This is a genomic window from Janthinobacterium silvisoli, assembly GCF_014200725.1.
GTDB lineage: Bacteria > Pseudomonadota > Gammaproteobacteria > Burkholderiales > Burkholderiaceae_D > Janthinobacterium.
Map to the genome: position 1 here is coordinate 1 of NZ_JACHCL010000006.1, position 21,146 is coordinate 21,146.

Below are 21,146 nucleotides of genomic sequence, written 5' to 3' on the forward strand. Positions count from 1 at the left end.
CATTTGATATTTTAAGTTTTACGCTGCTTGCGCAGCGCTGCACTTCCATCAAATGCCCACACTTATCGACTGTTAATTGTTAAAGAACTCAATTCTGCTACTACTTTCGCGCTATCGACAAAGCGTTGTGTTTGTCATCTGCGAAGAAGGAAGAGTATGAAGCGTTTCGCACATTTCGTCAACCTTCTTTTTTACTGCATCATCGTTTCCGGTGACCCCTTTAGTGCCGCAAACTAGTGCGTCTCATCGGGGAGGCGAATCATATCAAAGACCGTCGAAGTTTGGCAAGCGCTTTTCCAGGAAAGCGTGCATACCTTCTTTCTGGGCTGGCGTACCGAAAGCAGCCTGGAATAAACGGCGCTCGTAGGCGACGCCATCGGTCAATGTCGTCTCGAAGGCGCGGTTGACGCAATCCTTGATCATCATGGCCACCGAGACCGGCATGGCAGCGATGGTCCTGGCAGCAGCCAGGGTTTCTTCCAGCAGCTTATCGGCAGGCACCACCCGCGACACCAGGCCGATGCGTTCAGCTTCTGCCGCATCGATGGTGCGCGCCGTCAGCAGCAAGTCCATGGCCTTGGCTTTGCCGATGGCGCGTGGCAGACGCTGCGTGCCGCCCGCGCCTGGTGTGACGCCTACCTTGATTTCAGGCTGGCCGAATTTGGCGCTATCTGCGGCGATCAGGAAATCGCACATCATCGCCAGTTCGCAACCACCGCCCAGCGCATAACCGGCTACCGCACCAACCACGGGTTTGCGCACGCGCAGTATATGTTCCCAGTTGCGGCTGATATAACCACTGGTAAAAGTATCGGGGTAGGTGTAGTCCGCCATGGCGGCGATATCGGCACCAGCCGCAAAGGCTTTTTCGCTACCGGTCAGTACGATGCAGCCGATCTTGTCGTCGGCGTCGAATTTAAGTAAAGCATCGCCCAGCTCATTCATCATGTTTTCATTCAGCGCATTGAGCGCCTTCGGGCGGTTGAGGCGAATGACGGCGACGCGGTCCTGGATGTCGATGATCAAGTCTTCATATTGCATGGTGTCTCCTCTCGATAGTTGGTGATCAAATACGGCGATTAAATAGTGACGTCGATTGTAGCGGCTGCATTGCTCACAGCACACTGATATTATTGTCTACTCCCCCATCTTATATAGCGTGCCGTATTTACTCTTCCCTGTTCCAGTATTGCGCCCGCCGCCTGCGCGGTGACGGCAGCCCCGCCACCATCAACTTTCGCCGGCTGTGGTTCAGCAATGGCCTCAATTGCTTTGGCGCCCAGATCACCTCACTGGCCCTGCCCTTGTGCGCAGTGCTGCTCTTGCATGCAACGCCAGAACAGATGGGCTTGCTGGTCGCCCTGCAAGCCCTGCCGTTTGCCCTGTTCGGCTTGCCGGTAGGCGTGTTGCTGGATAGGCGCAGCAAACACCCGATCATGTTGTTCAGCGAAAGCATGTCGGGCCTGGCACTGGCCAGCGTGGCCATCGCCTACTGGTGCGGTCTGCTGTCGATGCCGTGGTTATATATAGTGGGTTTTATTATCGGCACCGGTTTTGTGGTGGGCGGTGGCGCAGAACAGGTTTTCCTGACTTTCCTGGTGGGGCGCGATGGCTTGATCGATGCTCAATCGAAATTTGCCGCCACGGAATCGGCTTCGCGCCTGATCGGCCCTGGCCTGGCTGGGGTACTGGTGCAAATACTGTCAGCGCCAGCCGCGGTCTTTTGCACTGCTTGCGGCTACTTTATTTCCGTATTGAATTTGCGCGCCATGAGCGTGCGCGATCCGCGCCCGGCTCCGTCCAACAAGCATGCGCTGCGCGATATCGCCGACGGCCTGGTATTCGTCTGGCACCAGCCGCTGCTGCGCGCACTGGCCTGGGGCGCCGGTATCTGGCATTTCTTGTTTTATGCCAGCATGGCGCTGACCATCTTGTTTGCCACCCACAACCTGGGCATGAGCCCTGGCGTCCTGGGGCTGGCGCAAATGCTGGGCGGCGCCGGCATGTTGCTGAGCGCGATCATCGTCAAACCACTGACGCGCCGCTACGGCACTGGCCCCACCATCCTGATCGGCCTGGCGTCGACCTCGCTATGCTTTGCCCTGACACCTGCCATCCCTGCCGCCCTGTTTGGTAGTGCGCATGCCAGTGCGGCCGCCTATGCCGTACTAATGTTCTTTTTCGATTGCGGCGTGATGCTGTTCTTCATTCCGTATATGGGCTTGCGGCAAAAAGTTACGCCCGACCCCATGCTGGGTCGGATGACCTCGACCATGCGCTTCCTGACGGTGGCCACGGCGCCGCTCGGTGCGCTGGCCGCCGGCTGGATCGCCGAACACTTCGGCGTGCGCAATGGCATGGCGTGTATCGCCGCTGGCAGTGTTTTACTGACCATCGCCATGACCTGGGGCACGCCGCTGCGTGGCGTACGCGCCTGATCCGTAGATCAGGCATACACTGTCATATCGTTAAGTCAAAGCCTGACAGATTTGATGTACATCAATGTTTTGCTTGGGGGAAATCCATAAGCTAGCAACATCACTTGAGGAGCATGCCATGTTTAACACCATCTTATTTCCTACCGACGGCTCGCCGTTGTCCGACAAGGCCGCTGAGACGGCGCTGGCCTTCGCACAATTGAACAAGGCCAAGCTGGTCGCCATCAGCGTAGTCCAGCCTTTCCCGTTTTCGCCGATGGCCGACGGTGGCGTGGTGCTCGATGCAGGTTTATATGAAGAGCAGATGCATACGGCTGCGCAACACGCCGTCGACAAGCTGGGCCAGGCTGCGCGCGCTGCCGGCCTGGAATTCGAAGGCCTGGTAGCCGTATCGCCCAGCCCCTACGAAGAAATCGTCAATACCGCAGCCAGTCACCATTGCGACATCATCCTGATGGCCTCGCATGGCCGCAAGGGCTTGAACAAGCTGTTCGTAGGTAGCGAAACGCAAAAGGTACTGGGCCACACCCAGGTGCCCGTGCTGGTCTTGCGCTGACAAGACCAGCTGCGATGCCCGCGCCTTAGCGGGCTGGCACTTGCTTCGGCAATAAGATCCACACCTGGCCGCTCTGCTTCATGCGGCCAGCGTTCTCTGCCGCTTCGGCGCCAAAACCAAAGAAATAATCGACACGGATGGGGCCACGGATGGCGCCGCCCGTATCTTGCGCCATCACCAGACGTTGCATGGGGATATCGCTATTGGCTTGCGTGGTTGCCAAAAACAGTGGCGCACCCAGCGGCACGAAACGCGAATCGATGGCGACCGAGCGCTGCGGCGTCAAAGGCACACCCAGTGCGCCCTTCGGCCCCACCTTGGGATCAGGCAAGCGCTCTTCCTTGAAGAACACATAACTGGGGTTGGCATTGAAGAGCTCGTCCTTGCGCGTAGGATGGCCGGCGATCCAGGCCTTGATACCCTGCGCAGAGGCCTGGCTCATGGTCAGCTCGCCCTTGTCAACCAGGTAGCGGCCTATCGATTTGTACGGATAACCATTTTGGTCGGCATAAGCCACGCGCACGGTTTCCTGCGTATCGGTCAGTTGCACGCGGCCGCTGCCCTGCACTTGCAGGAAGAAGGCTTCGACTTCATCGTCAACCCACATCAGTTCCTTGCCCACCACGGAAGTGGCGCGCTCGATATCGGCACGGGTGGCATAAGGCACGACTTTCTTGCCGACCAGCTTGCCCCGCAAGCGCATATTTTTCAATTCCGGATACACGCTGGACAGATCCACCGTCACCAGGTCATCCGGCACTTTATACAGCGGCGTCTGGTACGGGCCGCCACGCTTGCGCGCGCCATGCAGCAAAGGTTCGTAATAGCCGGTGACCAGGCCCGTGCTGGCGCCATCGGGGGCGACGATTTGATTTGGCACAAAGAACGCTTCAAAGAACTGGCGGATGGCCTTGTCGCTATCCGCATTGACCTGGCGCGCGATGGTGCAAGACTCTTTCCAGTCAGGGCGTTTGGCCAGCACATTGCATGACGCCATGAAGGCTGGCCAGGCGGCGCGCATATCGTCACGGCCCCAGCCCGGCAAGGCGGAAAAGCTCACGGGCATAAACGTGGGCGCCTGTGCATCCTTGCTATCCTTAGCCTCGGGCGTCGCCGGTTTTGCCGACACAGGCTTGCTCAGCGGCGGTGTTTGCCCCGCGGCCACATTGGTCGGCGCAGGCGGCGTGGTACAAGCTGACAAGATGAACGCGACGGCGCCCAGGGGAACGAGTAGACTACGGCGTGTCAAAGAACTTTGTGTAAATAACATAGGGGTGCGTATGTGGGTCTTGATGATAGAAGCGCTGGTGGCGTTTTTCCTGCTGGTATTTATTGTCTGGTGGACCATGTATCAGGGCAAGGGCACAGGCAAAAAGCCTGCGCCACCAGCGCAGAAACAGGTCGGCACGGAAGAACAGCAGACCGACAAGCTGAAGTAGCGCGGTAGTTTAGTGCAGGGTGCGCGGCAGCGACAACACGAACTCAGGTATAGTCGCTTCGAACTGATGGCCGTCTTCGGCCACGCAGAAATATTCGCCGCGCATGGAACCCTGCGGCGTGGCCAGCACGGTACCGCTCGTATATTCGAACTGTTCACCGGGCTGCAGCAGCGGCTGGTGGCCGACAGCGCCCAGGCCGCGCACTTCTTCCACCTTGTTATTGGCATCCGTGATAACCCAGTGGCGCGCAATCAATTGCGCGCCGGCACTGCCCGTATTCTTCACATTGATGGTGTAGCTGAACACATGGCGGCCCTGCTCCGGCGCCGACTGCTCAGGCAAGAACTGCGTCTTGACCGTTACCGTAAATTCATAAGTCGCCATCATCATCCTTATCTGTTCGTCATTTTTCTGTATTTCAAAAGGGCATGGCAACGGCGGCAGGCGTAAAATAGCGGCAATCGCAATTTCTACACTCTAGCCCACTCGCCATGACTACATTCCGTATCGCTCCCAGCATCCTGTCCGCCGACTTTGCCCGTTTGGGCGAGGAAGTGCGCAACGTCGTCACCGCTGGCGCCGACATCATCCACTTCGACGTGATGGATAATCACTATGTGCCCAACCTGACGATCGGCCCGCTGGTCTGCGAAGCGATACGCCCGCATGTACAAGTACCCATCGATGTGCATCTGATGGTCAAGCCAGTCGATCGCATTATCCCGGATTTCGCCAAGGCCGGCGCAAACATCATCACCTTTCATCCAGAAGCGTCGGAACACCTGGACCGCTCGCTGCAACTGATACGCGACAACGGCTGCAAGTCCGGCCTGGTCTTCAATCCTGGCACACCGCTGCACTACCTGGAACACGTGATGGACAAGATCGACATGATCTTGATCATGTCCGTCAATCCAGGCTTCGGCGGCCAATCCTTCATTCCCCATGCACTGAAAAAAATCGCTGAAGCGCGCCGCATGATCGATGAGTCGGGCCGTGACATCATGCTGGAAGTGGACGGCGGCATCAAGATCGACAATATCGCTGCCGCTGCCGCTGCCGGCGCCGACACCTTTGTTGCCGGTTCCGCCATCTTCGGCAAGCCTGACTACAAGGCCGTGATCGATGCCATGCGCGCCGAATTAGCCAAAGTGGCAGCCTGATGAATACGGGCACAGTGAAGAGCGGTGTGCTGGCTGGCGTGCGCGCCGCCATCATCGACCTCGATGGCACGATGCTCGACACCGTGCCCGATTTCCATGTCGCCATCAACGGCATGCGCAGCGAGTTTAATCTCGCGCCCATCAGCGAAGCCACCATCAAGAATATGGTGGGCAAAGGCTCGGAAAACCTGATCCGCAGCGTGCTGGCCCTCGATTTCGATGCGACTGGCGTGGAACAGCGCTTTGAACAGGCGATGGACGCCTACCAGCGCCATTATCTGGCCATCAATGGCGACTTCAGCACCTTGTACCCGGACGTGCTCCAGGGATTGGCAGCGATGAAGGCGGCCGGCCTGCGCCTGGCCTGCGTGACCAACAAGCCGGTGGCCTTCGCCCTGCCCCTGCTGCAACAGAAAAATCTGGCTGGCTATTTCGATATCGTCTACGGAGGCGACTCCTTGCCGAAGAAAAAACCGGACCCCATGCCGCTATTGCAAGTATGTGCAGATTTTGACCTGGCGCCCGCCAAAGTGGTGGCCATCGGCGACTCCTCGAATGACGCGCAAGCGGCCCGGGCTGCGGGCTGCCCCGTGTTGACAGTGCCGTACGGATACAATCACGGACACTCTATACACGACACCGATTCCGATGGTATAGTAAATACGCTGCTCGAAGCAGCCCATTTCATTCGCATGCAAAACTGAACAAACTGATACGCATACTGACTGACTACACACCATCGTGAACCCGTTTCTCATCAAAAAATACAATGTCACCCAAACCGGCTCGATTGAGGCCTGGCTTTGGCGACGCTGGCAATCCTGGCAGGCTTAAGGCCGAGCCGTGTAACGATTGCTGTCGGCTGCCCGCGAGCATCCGGCAGGTTTTTTGATTAACCTCCGCCAGATTGGCGCATTGCGTAATTGCATGCCTGTAGCCCCTGGCGGCATGGAGAGAAACATGACCGAACTCGAATTCAAATCGCTGGCCCAGCAAGGCTATAACCGTATCCCATTGGTCTCGGAAGCCTTCGCCGACCTGGAAACTCCGCTCACGCTGTACCTGAAACTGGCGCAAACCCAGCAAGGCGGCAAGAATACCTTTTTGCTGGAATCAGTCGTCGGCGGCGAACGCTTCGGCCGCTATTCCTTCATCGGTTTGCCCGCCACCACCGTGTTGCGCAGCCATGGCAGCCGCACCGAGATCGTCAAGAATGGCGAAGTGATCGAAGCACACGAAGGCAATCCGCTCGATTTCATCGAACAGTACCAGTCCCGCTTCAAGGTGGCCCTGCGCCCTGGCATGCCGCGTTTCTGCGGTGGCCTGGCTGGTTACTTCGGCTACGACACGGTGCGCCATATCGAGAAAAAACTGGCCGGCGGTGCGCCGAAAGATGACCTGGGCCTGCCCGACATCCAGCTGATGGTGACGGAAGAACTGGCCGTGATCGACAACCTGTCCGGCAAACTGTATCTGATCGTCTACGCCGACACCACCCAGAGCGAGTCGTTCTCGAAAGCGCGGCAGCGCCTGAAAGACTTGCGCATGATGCTGCGCCGTGGCCTCGACGCCCCCGTGACTAGCGCCTCGGTGCGCACGGAAACCATCCGCGACTTCCCAAAAGAAGAGTATCTGAAGGCTGTCGCCCGCGCCCACGAATACGTGATGGCCGGCGACTTGATGCAGGTGCAAATCGGCCAGCGCATCCGCAAGCCTTACGTCGATTCGCCCTTGAGCCTGTACCGCGCCCTGCGTTCGCTGAACCCGTCGCCGTATATGTATTTCTATAATTTCGGCGACATGCAGATCATCGGCGCCTCGCCTGAAATTTTGGTGCGTAACGAGAATATCAAGACGGCCGACGGCGAGAACAGCAAAAAAGTTACCCTGCGCCCTATCGCCGGCACCCGCCCACGCGGCGCCACGCCCGAGCGCGACGCCGAACTGTCGGCCGAACTGCTGGCCGATCCGAAAGAGATCGCCGAACACGTGATGCTGATCGACCTGGCGCGCAATGACATCGGCCGCATTGCCGAAACCGGCAGCGTGCAAGTCACCGACCGCATGGTCATCGAAAAATACTCGCATGTGCAGCACATCGTCTCGAACGTGGAAGGCACGCTGAAAGCAGGCCTGTCCAACCTGGACGTGCTGCGCGCCACCTTCCCCGCCGGCACCCTGACGGGCGCGCCAAAAGTGCGCGCGATGGAAGTGATCGACGAACTGGAAATCAGCAAGCGCGGCATCTATGGCGGCGCCTGCGGCTACCTGTCGTTTGGCGGTGAAATGGATGTGGCAATCGCCATCCGCACGGGTGTGGTCAAGGACGGCATGCTGTATGTGCAGGCTGCGGCCGGCATCGTGGCCGACTCGATTCCCGAAATGGAATGGCAGGAAACCGAAAACAAGGCGCGTGCCGTACTGCGCGCCGCCGAACAAGTGCAAGATGGACTGGATGGGGAGCTCTGAGATGCTGCTAATGATCGACAACTATGACTCCTTCACCTACAACATCGTGCAGTATTTCGGCGAGTTGGGCGAAGACGTACGGGTCTACCGCAACGATGAAATCAGCATCGCTGACATCGAAGCGCTGAACCCGGACCGTATCTGCATCTCGCCTGGCCCGAAAGCGCCAGCGCAGGCAGGCATTTCGGTGGAAGTGCTCAAGCACTTCGCCGGCAAGAAACCGATACTGGGCGTTTGCCTGGGCCACCAGGCCATCGGCGAGGCGTTTGGCGGCAAAGTCATCCGCGCCAAACAAGTCATGCATGGCAAAACTTCAGTTATCGCGCATACGGGCGTGGGCGTTTTCAAGAACTTGCCCAGCCCCTTCACAGTGATCCGCTACCACTCTTTGGCGATCGAACGCGCCTCGCTGCCTTCCTGCCTGGAAGTGACAGCGTGGACGGACGACGGCGAAATCATGGGCGTGCGCCACCGGGAATACGATATCGAGGGTGTGCAGTTTCACCCTGAATCGATCCTGTCGGAGCACGGCCACGCCCTGCTGAAGAACTTTCTCGAGCGCTGATTGCCTGCGTGCGCCACTGGGCGCGCGCCATCAGTGTCCTCCTGCGCCATCATTGAAGAAGGAAGCATCATGCCGATCACCCCACAAGAAGCCCTGCTGCGCTGTATCGAACACCGTGAAATTTTTCACGACGAAATGCTGTACCTGTTCCGCCAGATCATGTCCGGCGAAATGTCGCCCACCATGATCGCCGCCCTGACCATGGGCTTGCGCGTGAAGAAGGAAACCATCGGTGAAATCGCCGCCGCCGCGCAAGTCATGCGCGAGTTTTCCACCAAGGTGCCGATGGCCGACACCACCCGCTTGCTCGACATCGTCGGCACGGGCGGCGACGGCGCCCACACGTTTAATATCTCTACCGCCTCTATGTTCGTCGCCGCCGCCGCCGGTGCGCGCGTGGCCAAGCATGGCGGTCGCAGCGTGTCGTCTTCGTCCGGCAGCGCCGACGTGCTCGACTCGCTGGGCGCCAACATCAACCTGCAGCCCGAACAGATTGCCCAGTCGATCGCGCAAACCGGCATCGGCTTCATGTATGCGCCGAATCACCACGCGGCCATGAAGCATGCGGCGCCCGTGCGCCGCGAACTGGGCGTGCGCACCATCTTCAATATCCTGGGGCCGCTGACCAATCCGGCCGGCGCGCCGAATATCCTGATGGGCGTATTCCACGCCGACCTGGTCGGTATCCAGGTACGCGTGCTGCAGCGCCTGGGCGCACAGCATGCGATCGTGGTGTATGGCCGCGACAATATGGATGAAGTCTCGCTGGGCGCCGGTACCATGGTCGGTGAATTGATCAATGGTGAAATCCGCGAATATGAAATCCATCCGGAAGACTTCGGCCTGTCCATGATCGCCAGCCGCAACCTGAAGGTGGCCGACGCCGCCGAATCGAAGGCGAAAATGATGGAAGCGCTGCGCGGCGAGCCAGGCGCCGCTTCCGATATCGTCGCCCTGAACGCGGGTACGGCGCTGTATGCGGCCGGCGTGGCCAGCTCGATCGAAGATGGCCTGGTCCGTGCTCGGCTGGCTGTCAGCTCGGGCGCCGCGCTGGCGAAACTCGATCAGTTCGTGCAAGTGACGCAGCAGCTGGGCCACCCGGCGCAAGCGTAAACTATCCACAACCTACACTGGAATAGCGACCATCATGTCCGACATACTCGATAAAATCCTGGCCGTGAAAGCCGACGAAGTGGCCAAGGCCAAGGCTTACCGCAGCCTGGCCAGCCTGCGCAGCGAGGTGGAAAACGACAGCGCCCTGCGCGCTAACCTGCGCGACTTTGAAGCGAGCCTGCGCCAGCATATCGCCGACGGCAAACCCGGCATCATCGCCGAAGTGAAAAAAGCCTCGCCATCGAAAGGCGTGATACGTGCCGATTTCCGTCCGGCCGAGATTGCCGCCAGTTACGCGGCCCATGGCGCGGCGTGTTTGTCCGTGCTGACGGACGAACAATTCTTCCAGGGCTCGGTCGACTACCTGCAACAGGCGCGCGCCGCCTGTTCCATCCCCGTGCTGCGCAAGGATTTCATGGTCGATATGTACCAGATCTATGAAGCGCGGGCCATGGGCGCCGACTGCATCCTGCTGATCGTGGCGGCGCTGGACCATGGCTTGATGGCCGAGATGGAAGCCTGCGCCCACGAACTGGGCATGGGCGTGCTGATCGAAAGCCATGATGGCGCAGAACTCGATGCGGCGTTAAAACTCAAGAGCGCGCTGATCGGCATCAACAACCGCAATCTGCGCACCTTTGAAACTTCGCTCGATACCACCATCAATCTGCTGCCGCGCATCCCGCAAGACAGATTGGTGATCACCGAATCGGGCATTGCCGGCAGCGCCGACGTGCAGCGCATGCGTGCGGCCGATGTACACAGCTTCCTGGTGGGCGAAGCCTTCATGCGCGCGCCAGATCCCGGCGTGGAACTGGAACGCCTGTTCAGCTGATGCCTATTACGCGGGCAGCCATACCGTTTGCCATCGTACTGGCGCTGGCTGCTTGCCAAAAGGCGCCGGAAACCGCTGCGCCGGCGACGGCAAGCGCGCCCGCAACACCCACTCCTCCAGTCGCGGCTCCCGAACCGGCGCCGCCGGCAGACACCATCACCGCCTACAAACTGCTGGTGGCGCAGCAAATCGTGGCGGCCAATCCTGACAACACGTTTGATGGTCCGCTGCCGGCCATGCTGCCGGCCATCGTCGTGCTTGATATCAGCATCGACCGCGATGGTAAGCTCAAAAAAGTGCGCGTGCACCGCTCGCGCGACAGCGAGGCCTCGGCAGCGGCGCTGGCAGCAGTGCGCCGCGTCGAGGAACCGTTTCCCCCCACGGCGCAGCTGATGCGCAAGCGCGACAAGACGCTCGATTTTTCCGAAACCTTCCTCTTCAACGAGCGTTATCAGTTCCAGCTGCGGACTTTGTCCGGGCCACAGTAGGGCCGCTGGCATCGAGTTCGATGCGGTCGCGGCCATTGGCCTTGGCCAGATACAGCGCGGCGTCGGCGCGCGACAGCAACTGCTCCAGCTCTTCTTCCGTCGACGCCTGGCACGCCACGCCGATACTCACCGTGCACGGTGGCAGCCCCACATCGGCCGGTTCGCGCAGCAGGCTGCGGATACGCTCGGCCACGCCCAGTGCATTATGCGGCGACATGTCCGGCATCAGCACGACAAATTCCTCGCCGCCGAAACGGGCCACGCAATCCGATTCGCGCAGGGCGCGGCCGATGATGCCGGCAACGTGCGCCAGCACCTGGTCGCCCACCATATGGCCATAGCGGTCATTGATGTTCTTGAAATAATCGAGATCGATACTGAGTAAGGTGAGCGGGCGGCGGTGGCGCGAAAAATTCGCCTTTTCGCGTGCATAGGCGTCGCCGAAGCCGCGCCGGTTCAACACCTGCGTCAGCGGATCATGGGTAGAGCGGCGCTCGAGTATCGCTTGCAGGCGGCGCGTGGCCACTGTCATGAAGCCCACCGTCAGCAGCAGGGCCATGAAATTGGCGACGGCCAGATAAATACTGGCCTGCGTGGTTGACACCATCAGGTCGACGCTGGCGCCGCCATTGCGCAAGGCAGCCACGCCGCGCGCCAGTACCACGCAAGCCTGTACCGCCATCAGGGAACCAAAGAAAAAACTGGAAAAATGCCGTTCGCCATGGCGCACTACCAGCTGCGCCTGGCGCGCATAGAAAATAAACACCAGGAATGAAAAGAGCGCCACGCGACGGGAGAAATCGGGTTGCACCAGCAGCCACCATGCGATGCCGCCAGTACCCAGGCAAAACACCAGCCAGTACAGGCGCAGGCTGGGAGGCTGCCCATAGAATTTTTCGGTGCCCAGCATGGCCAGGCCGATACCGGCTATCAGGGCCGCATTAGCCCCCACCAGCACCAGCGCATCGTGCAGCATGCCGCGCGCGCCAAACAGCATCGAAGCGAACACCAGCAGCAGCAAGCCAGCCGACCAATGCCCGAGGCCATGCACCTCGCGCCGGAAGCTGCGATACACCGAGAACATGACGATGCTCATCGCCCCGCACATCAGGGTAGTCATGAACACGATGGTGCGGGGATCGAGGGTTTCCACGGTCAGCCTGGAGAATCAAACATGCTGCAATTCTAGTGCAGTTATCGCCCACTGGGTCTGCCATCATGGGCCAATGACACATGTTTATCGCCGGTCACGCTCAGGCATGCCAGGCTTAAGCCACCGCAGGATGGTCTTCGCCTGTCTCGATGCGGTCGCGTCCCGCCTGCTTTGCGCGGTACAAGGCCCGGTCGGAACGCAGCAACATGGCCTCCAGCGGCTCACCGCTGCCGTTCTGGCTCGCGATGCCGATGCTAACGGTATAGCGCGGCAAGTCCATAGCGTCAGAGGGGCGTGGCTGATGCAGCACTTGCTGGATGCGCTGCGCGATCAGGGTGGCGCGTTCCAGGTCCGTATCGGGCAGCAGCACGACGAATTCCTCGCCGCCGAAACGGGCGACAAAGTCACCCGCGCGCAAGGCTGCCCTGATCACACCCGCCACGTCGACCAGCACCAGGTCCCCCACGGCATGGCCATGGGCGTCATTGATGGCCTTGAAAAAATCCAGGTCGATGCTCATCACGGCCAGCGGCAAGCCGCCGCGCTGCAGACGCGCGCTTTCCCTGGCATGCGCGTCGGCGAAACCACGCCGGTTCAGCACGGACGTCAGCGGATCGAGGTTGGAGCGCTGCTCGAGCAGCAGTTGCAAGCGCCGCGTGGCCACCGTCATGAAACCGACCGGCAGCAGCAAGGTCAAAAAGGCCATCACCGTCAAATACAGATCGTGATACCGGCCGCCCTGCACCAGGTCGACACCGGCGCCACCCTGCAAGGCTGTGACACCGCGATGCAATACCGATAATACTTGCAGCAAGCTTAGGGTCGCAAAGAAGGTGGTCGACAGATGGCGCTCGCCATGGCGCACAATCACCAGCAATTGCACCAGGTTCAGGACTAGCACGAGAAAAGACATCAGCGCCACGCGCATGGCGAAGTCGGGCCGCCAATACAGCCAGACCACCATCACCAGCAGGCCCAGCAGCCAGACGGCATGAAACAGCCGCCAGTTGGGTCGCACGCCATAGAATTTTTGTGTACCTATCAGTACCCGTCCCATTCCCCACAGGAACACAGTATTAGCCAAGGGCAACAGGATTTCCGGCATCACCACGCCGCGCAAGGCGAATAGCGCGCTAGACACCACCAGGGTCAGCATGCCGCCGCCCCACTCGCGCAAGCCTTGTACATCGGGAGGAAAGCTGCGCTGGGCGGCAAACATGACCACGGACATGGCTACCGTCATCAGGGTAGACATCAAGATGACAGTAGCGGGATCAATTTTCACAGAGGAAACGGTACGGTGGGCGGATAGCCCTGAGGCATGCCAGTAAGCACAAAAAAGTTGCGTTCTGGAAATTGTACCGTGAAAGAACAGCTTGGTGAGCCTGGCGGGGCAAATTCTCACGCCGCCAGGCCGGCCGTTGTGACTACGCAGCCGCCTGATTACTGCGCTGCGCTAGGACGTTTCAGCCCTGCCGCTTTTTTCGGCGCCGGCAAGACGGTCATGCTGACACCGGGTACGCGGTCGCCTTGCAGGGTGGCTGTAAACGTCATCAGCTCATCGCGGCGGAAAGCGTGGATGGCCACCTTGGCGCCGACCGCGTAACGGCCCAGCAAGGTATCGAGGTTGGCCGGGCTGCCCGTCACGCGCAAGCCATCGATGGCTACCAGCACATCGCCCGCCGACAAGCCCGCCAGGTGGGCGGCGCCGCCCTGGTGTACCTGCGCCAGCTTGGCGTCATTACCGTCACGGCCCAGGTTCGCGTCCAGGCTGGCTTTTTCCGATTTGCGCGCATCGCTGTACTTGACGCCGAACGGCGCCAGCAAACGCGCCAGCGGCACGTCGTCGGTGCCGCGGATATAACGCTCGAAGAAGGGCTTCATGCGCGTGCCGGAAATCTCGTCGAACAGGGCTTCGACTTCGGCTGGGGTCACGCCGCGTGCCTTGCCCTTGTAGAAATCGCGGCCATAACGCTGCCACAGCGCCTGCATCACGTCGTCCAGCGATTTTGCGCCATCGGTCTTGCTGCGCAATGTCAGGTCGAAAGCCAGCGCGATCAGCGAACCCTTGGTGTAGTAGCTGACGATGGCGTTCGGCGCATTTTCATCCTGGCGGTAGTATTTGCCCCAGGCGTCGAAGCTGGAATCGGCCACGCTTTGCTTGGTACGGCCGCTGCCGCGCAAGACGCTGTTGACGGTTTTACCCAGCAGCTTGAAGTAGGCCGCTTCGTCGATCAGGCCGGCGCGCACCAGCATCAGATCATCGTAGTAGCTGGTGAAGCCTTCGAACAGCCACAGCAACGGCGAATAGCTTTCTGCCTGCAGCTGGTAAGGCGCGAACGCGGCCGGCTTGATGCGTTTCACGTTCCAGGTATGGAAGTACTCGTGGCTGCACAGGCCCAGGAATTTCAGGTAGCCGTCACCGATTTCGCTGCTGTTCGATGCGGTGGTCGGCAAGTCGGCGCGCGCGCAGATCAGCGCGGTCGAAGCGCGGTGTTCCAGGCCGCCATAACCGTCGCCGACGGCCATGGTCATGAACACGTAGCGGTCCATCGGCGCTTTTTTGGTCTTCGGTTCAAAGAAGGCGATCTGCGTTTCGCAGATGGCTTTCAAGTCGCGGCACAGGCGGTCCAGGTCCAGATTCGGTACCTTGCCGGTAACGACGATATCGTGCGGCACGCCATGCGCCTTGAAAGTGGCCAGCGCGAAGTCGCCCATCTCCACCGGATGGTCGATCAGCTCATCGTAGTTGGCGGCCTGGTAGCTGCCGAAGCCATAACGCCTGGCCTTCAGTTCCGGCAAGGTGGTGGCCACGCGCCAGGTTTTGCAAACGGCGTCTTTCGGCTGCACGATGTTGACTTCATGCGGCTCGGATTCCTGGCCCAGCACACTGAGAAACACGCTGGTGCCGTTGAAGAAGCCGTGGTTCTGGTCCAGATGAGCAGCGCGTACCGACAAGTCCCAGGCGTAGACGTCGTATTCCAGCGTCAGCGGCCCCTGGCATGGCGCCGCTTGCCACGAGTGTTTATCCAGCTTGGTCAGCGCCACGGCCTTGCCTTCGGAGGTGGCGGCGATGCTGACGATATTGCGCGAAAATTCGCGGATCATGTAGCTGCCCGGTATCCAGGCCGGCAGCGAGAATACCTGGCCGATGGCGGCCGGCGACTTGACGGTCAAGCTCACCTTGAACATATGGCCGGCCAGGTCGGCAGCGGCGATGGTGTAGATGATGCCAGCGGCGCTCTTGGCAGCACTCTTGGTGGCTGGCTTGGCCAGGACTTTTTTAACTGCTGTTTTTTTCATGGTTTCCTCGTATCTGGCCTGTCTTCCCGGGAGCGCCACTGCCCCGCATGACAAATCTGTTGGCGTATCACAATCGCACAGGATATCGATTGTAGCCGCTCCAGGACCAGCCGAAAAAAAAGCGCGCCTGGCTAGGGGGCGCGCTCTTGACTCTTCCTGGCGATAGCCCGGCTTACTTGCTTATTTAATGGTCGAAAATTTCTGTTCCAGCGCCTTGGTATCGACGGCGCCTGGAATCCGGCTGCCATCGGCAAAGAAGATGGTCGGCGTGCCCGAAACGCGCAGCTGCTGGCCCAGCGCCAGGATTTTCTCGTGCGGATTGGCGCAAGTGGTGGCCACGGTGGCCGGCAGTTTACCGTTCAGCATCCAGTCATCCCAGGCCTTGTTGCGGTCTGGCGCGCACCAGATATTGCGCGACTTGACGATCGAATCAGGCGACAGGATGTTGTACATGAAGGTGTAGACGGTGACGTTGTCGATTTCCTTCAGGGTGGTCTGGCGGAAGCGCTTGCAGTAGCCGCAATTCGGATCTTCGAATACGGCGATCACGCGCTTGCCATTGCCCTTGACGACCTTCATCGCCGAATCGAGCGGCAAGTCCGAGAACTTGATGCGGTTCATTTCGTCCAGGCGCTCCTTGGTCAAGTCTTGCGAGGTCTTGGCGTCGAACACATGGCCGACGAACAGATATTGCGCATTCTTGTCGGTGTACAGGATGTCGCCGCCCGTGCGTACTTCGTACAGGCCGCCATACGGCGTTTCCTTGACCGAATCGACCTTGACGCCCTCACCGAGGCGCGGTTCGATGAGCTTCTTGATATTGACCTCGGTCGGCGTTTCCGCGCCAGCGCACGACATCATCAGGCCCGAAGCCAACACTAATGCGATTCTGCTCATTTTTATCACTATCACTTCTCCACTTGAAACGCCTTGCAGCCTGTCCAGATTAGCGGCGCCGTTACGTCTTTAACAAAACAATCGCCGCAGACCAGCTGCGGCGACCTTGAATTTTCACCAATTATCCAGCGCTAACTTAAGATAGACTGATGCAGATTTACTGGCTGCCCAAGGCATGCGAAATCATTTTCCGCTTCAGGCCCGGCAATTTATCCAGCAAGTTTAATCCCAAATTGCGAACCACGCGCAACGGTTCCAGATCGGCGCCAAACAAACGGGCCAGACCATCGGTGGCCAGCTGCATCAGCAGCACGTCTTCCTTGCGCGCGCGCGCATAGCGGGCCAGCACGCGCTCGTCGCCGATGCCACGATGCGTTTCGCGTTCGGCGATGGTTTTCACCAATTGCGCCACGTCGGCAAAACCCAGGTTCATGCCGTGACCAGCCATCGGATGGACCACGTGCGCAGCGTCGCCCACCAGGGCCACGCGCGGCGCCACCATGGCGTGCGGACGCATCAAAGTAAGGGGAAAGGCGCGCACCAGTTCCGGCTGCAGCGGCGTGAGTGTACCCAGCTTGTCGCTACTCCAGGCGGCCAGGCGCGCGGCCAGCTGTTCGGCCGATTCGGACAACAAGGTGTCAGCCAGTGCATCGGGCGCCGACCAGACCAGCGACACGCGCTCGCCCGGCAACGGCAGCAGCGCGATGATGCCTTCGCTACCTGTAAACCACTGGTGCGCCGCGCCATGGTGCGGCTTTTCGCAAGCGAAGTTGCTGACCACGCCGCGCTGTCCATACGAGCGGTAATCGAGGCCGATATCGCACTGGCCACGCACCCACGATTGCGCGCCATCGGCGCCAACGACCAATGCAGAAGTGATGGTGTCGCCGCCTTCCAGGTGCACGACGGCAGCATCGGCCGTCCATTCCAGACGGCTGGCGCGGCCCTGCACCACGTTGACGTTTTGGGCAAATTTCAGGGCCGCGTCCAGCGCCTGCCCCAGGTTGCGGTCTTCGACGATCCAGGCCAGTGCGCCCACATGGGCGCCGTAGGCGTCAAAACCCAGGCCACCGGCCTGCGCCCCATCGCCGCTGACCAGCATGGCGTCCACCGGCGCCACACGCTCGGCCGCCAGCGCGCCCCATACCTTCAGGGACGACAGCAGCTGATGGGCCGTATGATTGAGCGCATACACGCGCACATCCCAGCTGGCCTCGGCTTCAGGCTTGCCGTTCGCCGGCGCCGACGCCGGGCTGAGCAAGGTGACGCTTTGCCCGGCCTGGGCAAGCGCCAGCGCCGTGGTTTTCGCGATGGCGCCATTGCCAACGATGCAAACGTCGCTGTGGCTATGCATGAAGCGCCGCATGGTGGGGGAAGATGGACTGTTCATGCAGCCATTATAGCGTTTGCCGCCCCTGTTTCAGCATCTGGCCTCGCCAGCAAAACAGGGGCTAATGCGAAGATTTTACTTATTTTTGATCCTGACGCAGAAAATCCTGCGCCCGCTCCAGTACTTCGTCGCGCCCGGCGCGCAAACCGGCCACGGTAGGTGCTACCACGATATGCGGCTGCACACCCACTCTTTGCAACTGGCGCCCGTCCCCATGGCGCACTTCCAGTCCGGAATAGGACACACGGACATTCCCTGGAAGCACAATGAAGCGCAAATTTCCGTCCGCGCCCGCGCTCGGCGTACCGATGAAGGTGACGGGCGCGACCGCCTCTATCATCAGCGCCGTGTGTTCAGCCTGGCTTTGCGCATATTCGTTGATCAGCATGACGACCTTGCCGCGATAGAGCGGCCCGGCAACTGGAAACAAGCGCTCTGTTTGCGCGAACTGCACCCCGCTCGCCACTTCCTGCGGCAACGCCAATTGCTGGTACGTTGTGCTATAGCTGGTGGCATGGCGCACATTGAGCCGCCCGGCGATAGCACGCCCCGTTCTGTTCGGATAGCCACGCATATCGAGTATCAGCGCGCGGCTATTCCTGATGGTCTTGAACATGGCATCGACTTCGCCAGGCATCAGGCGCCCCAGGTCCACGTAGGCGATACCCTGCTCCACTGCCACCACCGGCCGCTCATGGCGCAGCGGCAGTTCATCTTCCCACGGCGTGGAAGGCACGGTCACATTGCGCTTTGCGCCATCGGCGCCTGCTACCAGCAAATTGACGCTGCTACCCGCAGGTACGATCAGCATCTCATCCATGGCATTGCGCCAGCGCCTCGCCTCGGTCGAGGCGGAAATCATGGCACCCAGACGCGCCAGGCGCACGGCGACGTCCTCGCCATCGATGCTGAGGATCTCGTCACCCGGGTGCAGCAGGCCGGAATGCTCGAGCGAAGACGCGCGTAGTGTAGCGACGACGATATGACCATCTATCCGGGCAAGCCACACGCCGATAAACGCCGTCAAATCGTTAAAACCCAGCGCCCGGCTATACACTCCCACATGGCTATCGTCGAGATTTGCTACCATCGCTTGCAGCGCCAAACCATATTCGCGCGCATCCTGCACGTCTTCCATACGCCGCAAACAGGTGCGCAAGGCGTCATCCCATGAAGCATCCATCAAGTGTTTGGCAGGGAAATATTTATCCATGTTCGCCCATAGCTTGATGGCTGCCAGCATACGCCATTCGCGCTGCGGAAAAGACATCTCGCGATAGCGCTCATCATCATGCCGCACAGGATAAATGGCCATTTGCGAGGCAGCAGACTTGCCAGCTGCCCTTGCCGGCGTTACCAGCTGTGCCAGCGCCGCCGTTACTGCAGCGCTGCCCTGCCCTGTGGCCCGGTCCTCGGGCAAGGTCACATCAGCATGCAGGCTGGCGACACTGCCATCGGGCCAGACCAGCTGGCCGGCCGCAAACTCCACCAGCAAGCCGTTCTTCAGCCACAGCGTCTGCAGGGGGCCCGCGCGGCTATGCCAGCGTCCTTCTTCAGTCACGATGCGCGCGCGCCCCGCTTTTTGCAAGGCCAGCACAATGTCAGGGACCCGCTGCGTATCGTTGACGATCACGACAATAGGCAAGGCGCGTGCACCCGCTGCAGGCAACAATCGCGCTACTTCCATCTGCATGAAGCCAGGCGTAAAACCATCCCATTCTGCTGGATTTTGCTCATGGGGACCGGTGGAAAAACGATAACGTTTCGCCGGCGGTAGCAAGGGTGCACTGATCAACTGCGACAACACGGCCAGCAACTGCGTGGGCGGCTGCTCCAGTACGGGCGGAGTGTCAACAGGACGCAAATCGAGGATGACCCGTTTGGCGCGGGCTGGCAGCACAAACGGCGCCACACTGGCCTGCATGCCAAAGTGCAGATGCAGCAGTGCGGTGTCATTGGGCAGCCACTCCAGCACGGCGCCATCGGCGGGCCAACGCACGAAAGTGACGTCGTCTTTAGCGATGCGCAGCGTGCTGTCGTGCAGCGGCGCCATCAGGGTAACGGCCGCGCGGCGCAAACTGGCATCGCTATCGGCGCCCTGCACTGCCGGCAAGGCATCGACCAGCGCGCGGTCCCAGTCGACACTACCGTCTGCCAGGGATGGATGAATGGCCCGCACTTCGCTCCATAAGCGCGCCAGGGCCAGCACGTCGCCCTCGCCCCCATAGGCTGGTGTGACGGTGGCAGGCAACAGCGCCAGCAGCAATATCCTTAACGCCTTCAATCAAGACTCCCCGCCAGCAATACCGCTATCAACATCATCAGCCATTAAAAAAGCTGGCTTGCGCCAGCTTTCACATCACGATAATACATCGTTCATTTTGATTATCAGGCAATGCCCTGCCTTATACAAGCGGTATCAAACTGCGGCAGCACGTACTCGGCGATTTCCTGCATCGTCTCGGCCAGGGGACGGCGGTTTTGCCGCAGCTGCAAGCCGATATGCTGCACGCCGGCGGCACGCATGGCCTGCAGTTCCGCGATCAAGCCCTTACGCCCCGTGCGTCCGCCGAAGCGGAAACGCTGCAGCGGCATGTCGGCATCGGCATCGAGATCCAGATGGATGAAACTGACGTAAGGCTTGCCGCCACCGGAAACCGTGCGCCATTGCGCCGAACGCCGCGCATGGTCTTCCGGCATCCCCGGATACGCCAGCCAGCCATCCATCTGTTCACCGATCCACGCGGGCGACTGCTGCGCCAGCCCCGCCACCAGCAGCGACAGGGGCGCCGCCGGCTGCGGCAACAAGCGGATGCCGGGCGGCAGATGCGTGTCGCCCCAGTCGCGCAGCATCGCTACCTGCTCGCGAAAAGCCGCGCCGCGCTGGTCGAAATCGCGCCCAAACACCGGATATTCCACGGGCCGGTCGCCGCTGGCCACGCCCAGCAGCAAGCGTCCACCACTCAACTGGTCGACGCTGGCTGCCGATTTCAGGGTCAGTACCGGTTCGCGCAGCGGCAGCACCACAGCGGCCGTGCCCAGCAAGATGTTATCCGTAATGCCCGCCAGGTAACCCAGGTAAGTGAATACCTCGAAAACCTGGGCCGCATCGCCGAACGACGGGTCATACAGAGGCACGTCGCGCAGCCACAGCGCGCGAAAACCCAGGCGGTCGGCCAGCCTGGCCAGTTCGGCATGGCGCTGCAAATCAGGCTCGCCCGCAACGCGCGATGAAGCGGCATTGGCTTGCCGCCCGCTCGATGACCAGTCGTTATCGAGCGGTAGTTCCAGGCCGATGCTGAAACCGCCCTGCCCCAGTTTGTTCAGGGCCGGCATC

General features: G+C 60.4%; 20 protein-coding genes. 10 read left to right on the forward strand and 10 right to left on the reverse strand.

Annotation, left to right across the window (positions count from 1 at the left end):
• Window positions 1-264: 264 nt before the first annotated feature.
• Complete coding sequence (locus HDE75_RS21670; protein ID WP_183680398.1) at window positions 265-1,041, reverse strand: enoyl-CoA hydratase; 777 nt, start codon at window positions 1,039-1,041, stop codon at window positions 265-267.
• Window positions 1,042-1,133: 92 nt separating this feature from the next.
• Between HDE75_RS21670 and HDE75_RS21675 the strand changes: the two genes are divergently transcribed.
• Together HDE75_RS21675 and HDE75_RS21680 are read left to right on the forward strand one after the other, a co-directional pair.
• Window positions 1,134-2,438, forward strand: coding sequence for an MFS transporter (locus HDE75_RS21675; RefSeq protein WP_260174254.1), 1,305 nt, complete (start codon window positions 1,134-1,136; stop codon window positions 2,436-2,438).
• 118 nt (window positions 2,439-2,556) lie between these two features.
• Window positions 2,557-2,994: a universal stress protein gene (locus HDE75_RS21680; protein ID WP_183680400.1), complete on the forward strand. Its 438-nt coding sequence runs from the start codon at window positions 2,557-2,559 to the stop codon at window positions 2,992-2,994.
• 25 nt (window positions 2,995-3,019) lie between these two features.
• On the opposite strand, the gene mltA is transcribed toward HDE75_RS21680, so the two are convergent.
• A complete protein-coding gene (gene mltA, locus HDE75_RS21685; RefSeq protein WP_409254929.1) occupies window positions 3,020-4,264 on the reverse strand; it encodes a murein transglycosylase A in 1,245 nt (414 codons plus the stop codon).
• Between the two features lie 10 nt (window positions 4,265-4,274).
• Between mltA and HDE75_RS21690 the strand changes: the two genes are divergently transcribed.
• A complete protein-coding gene (locus HDE75_RS21690; RefSeq protein WP_183680403.1) occupies window positions 4,275-4,433 on the forward strand; it encodes a hypothetical protein in 159 nt (52 codons plus the stop codon).
• A 9-nt stretch (window positions 4,434-4,442) separates the two neighbouring features.
• On the opposite strand, the gene apaG is transcribed toward HDE75_RS21690, so the two are convergent.
• Complete coding sequence (gene apaG / locus HDE75_RS21695; protein WP_183680405.1) at window positions 4,443-4,817, reverse strand: Co2+/Mg2+ efflux protein ApaG; 375 nt, start codon at window positions 4,815-4,817, stop codon at window positions 4,443-4,445.
• 107 nt (window positions 4,818-4,924) lie between these two features.
• Between apaG and rpe the strand changes: the two genes are divergently transcribed.
• The 7 genes from rpe to HDE75_RS21730 all read left to right on the forward strand — a co-directional run bounded on the left by rpe (window position 4,925) and on the right by HDE75_RS21730 (window position 11,066).
• Entirely contained in the window at window positions 4,925-5,596 is a 672-nt protein-coding gene (gene rpe, locus HDE75_RS21700) for a ribulose-phosphate 3-epimerase (RefSeq protein ID WP_183680407.1), read from the forward strand.
• Entirely contained in the window at window positions 5,596-6,300 is a 705-nt protein-coding gene (locus HDE75_RS21705) for a phosphoglycolate phosphatase (protein WP_183680409.1), read from the forward strand. The genes rpe and HDE75_RS21705 overlap by 1 nt, the downstream gene beginning before the upstream one ends.
• Window positions 6,301-6,556: 256 nt before the next feature.
• Complete coding sequence (gene trpE / locus HDE75_RS21710) at window positions 6,557-8,065, forward strand: anthranilate synthase component I (protein WP_183680411.1); 1,509 nt, start codon at window positions 6,557-6,559, stop codon at window positions 8,063-8,065.
• A gap of 1 nt (window position 8,066) precedes the next feature.
• Window positions 8,067-8,630 (forward strand): anthranilate synthase component II, encoded by a 564-nt coding sequence (locus HDE75_RS21715; protein WP_183680413.1) that lies wholly within the window; start codon window positions 8,067-8,069, stop codon window positions 8,628-8,630.
• Between the two features lie 69 nt (window positions 8,631-8,699).
• A complete protein-coding gene (gene trpD / locus HDE75_RS21720) occupies window positions 8,700-9,743 on the forward strand; it encodes an anthranilate phosphoribosyltransferase (protein WP_183680415.1) in 1,044 nt (347 codons plus the stop codon).
• A 34-nt stretch (window positions 9,744-9,777) separates the two neighbouring features.
• Complete coding sequence (gene trpC / locus HDE75_RS21725) at window positions 9,778-10,578, forward strand: indole-3-glycerol phosphate synthase TrpC (RefSeq protein ID WP_183680417.1); 801 nt, start codon at window positions 9,778-9,780, stop codon at window positions 10,576-10,578.
• Window positions 10,578-11,066, forward strand: a complete 489-nt coding sequence (locus tag HDE75_RS21730) for an energy transducer TonB (RefSeq protein ID WP_183680419.1) — start codon at window positions 10,578-10,580, stop codon at window positions 11,064-11,066. The genes trpC and HDE75_RS21730 overlap by 1 nt, the downstream gene beginning before the upstream one ends.
• On the opposite strand, the gene HDE75_RS21735 is transcribed toward HDE75_RS21730, so the two are convergent.
• The 7 genes from HDE75_RS21735 to HDE75_RS21765 form a co-directional block, all read right to left on the reverse strand.
• Window positions 11,017-12,219 (reverse strand): GGDEF domain-containing protein, encoded by a 1,203-nt coding sequence (locus HDE75_RS21735; RefSeq protein ID WP_311735149.1) that lies wholly within the window; start codon window positions 12,217-12,219, stop codon window positions 11,017-11,019. The two genes, HDE75_RS21730 and HDE75_RS21735, sit on opposite strands and share 50 nt — an antisense overlap.
• A gap of 115 nt (window positions 12,220-12,334) precedes the next feature.
• Entirely contained in the window at window positions 12,335-13,474 is a 1,140-nt protein-coding gene (locus HDE75_RS21740) for a GGDEF domain-containing protein (protein ID WP_183680421.1), read from the reverse strand.
• Window positions 13,475-13,662: 188 nt separating this feature from the next.
• Complete coding sequence (locus HDE75_RS21745; RefSeq protein ID WP_183680423.1) at window positions 13,663-15,522, reverse strand: M61 family metallopeptidase; 1,860 nt, start codon at window positions 15,520-15,522, stop codon at window positions 13,663-13,665.
• Window positions 15,523-15,702: 180 nt separating this feature from the next.
• On the reverse strand, window positions 15,703-16,419 hold the full coding sequence (locus HDE75_RS21750; RefSeq protein WP_183680424.1) for a DsbC family protein: 717 nt from the start codon (window positions 16,417-16,419) through the stop codon (window positions 15,703-15,705).
• A 157-nt stretch (window positions 16,420-16,576) separates the two neighbouring features.
• Window positions 16,577-17,809 carry a UbiH/UbiF family hydroxylase gene (locus tag HDE75_RS21755; RefSeq protein ID WP_183680426.1) on the reverse strand — a complete coding sequence of 411 codons (1,233 nt, stop codon included), beginning with the start codon at window positions 17,807-17,809 and terminating at the stop codon, window positions 16,577-16,579.
• Window positions 17,810-17,888: 79 nt separating this feature from the next.
• On the reverse strand, window positions 17,889-20,093 hold the full coding sequence (locus tag HDE75_RS21760) for a S41 family peptidase (protein ID WP_183680428.1): 2,205 nt from the start codon (window positions 20,091-20,093) through the stop codon (window positions 17,889-17,891).
• Between the two features lie 104 nt (window positions 20,094-20,197).
• Window positions 20,198-21,145, reverse strand: a complete 948-nt coding sequence (locus HDE75_RS21765) for an LLM class oxidoreductase (protein ID WP_183680430.1) — start codon at window positions 21,143-21,145, stop codon at window positions 20,198-20,200.
• Window position 21,146: the final 1 nt, after the last annotated feature.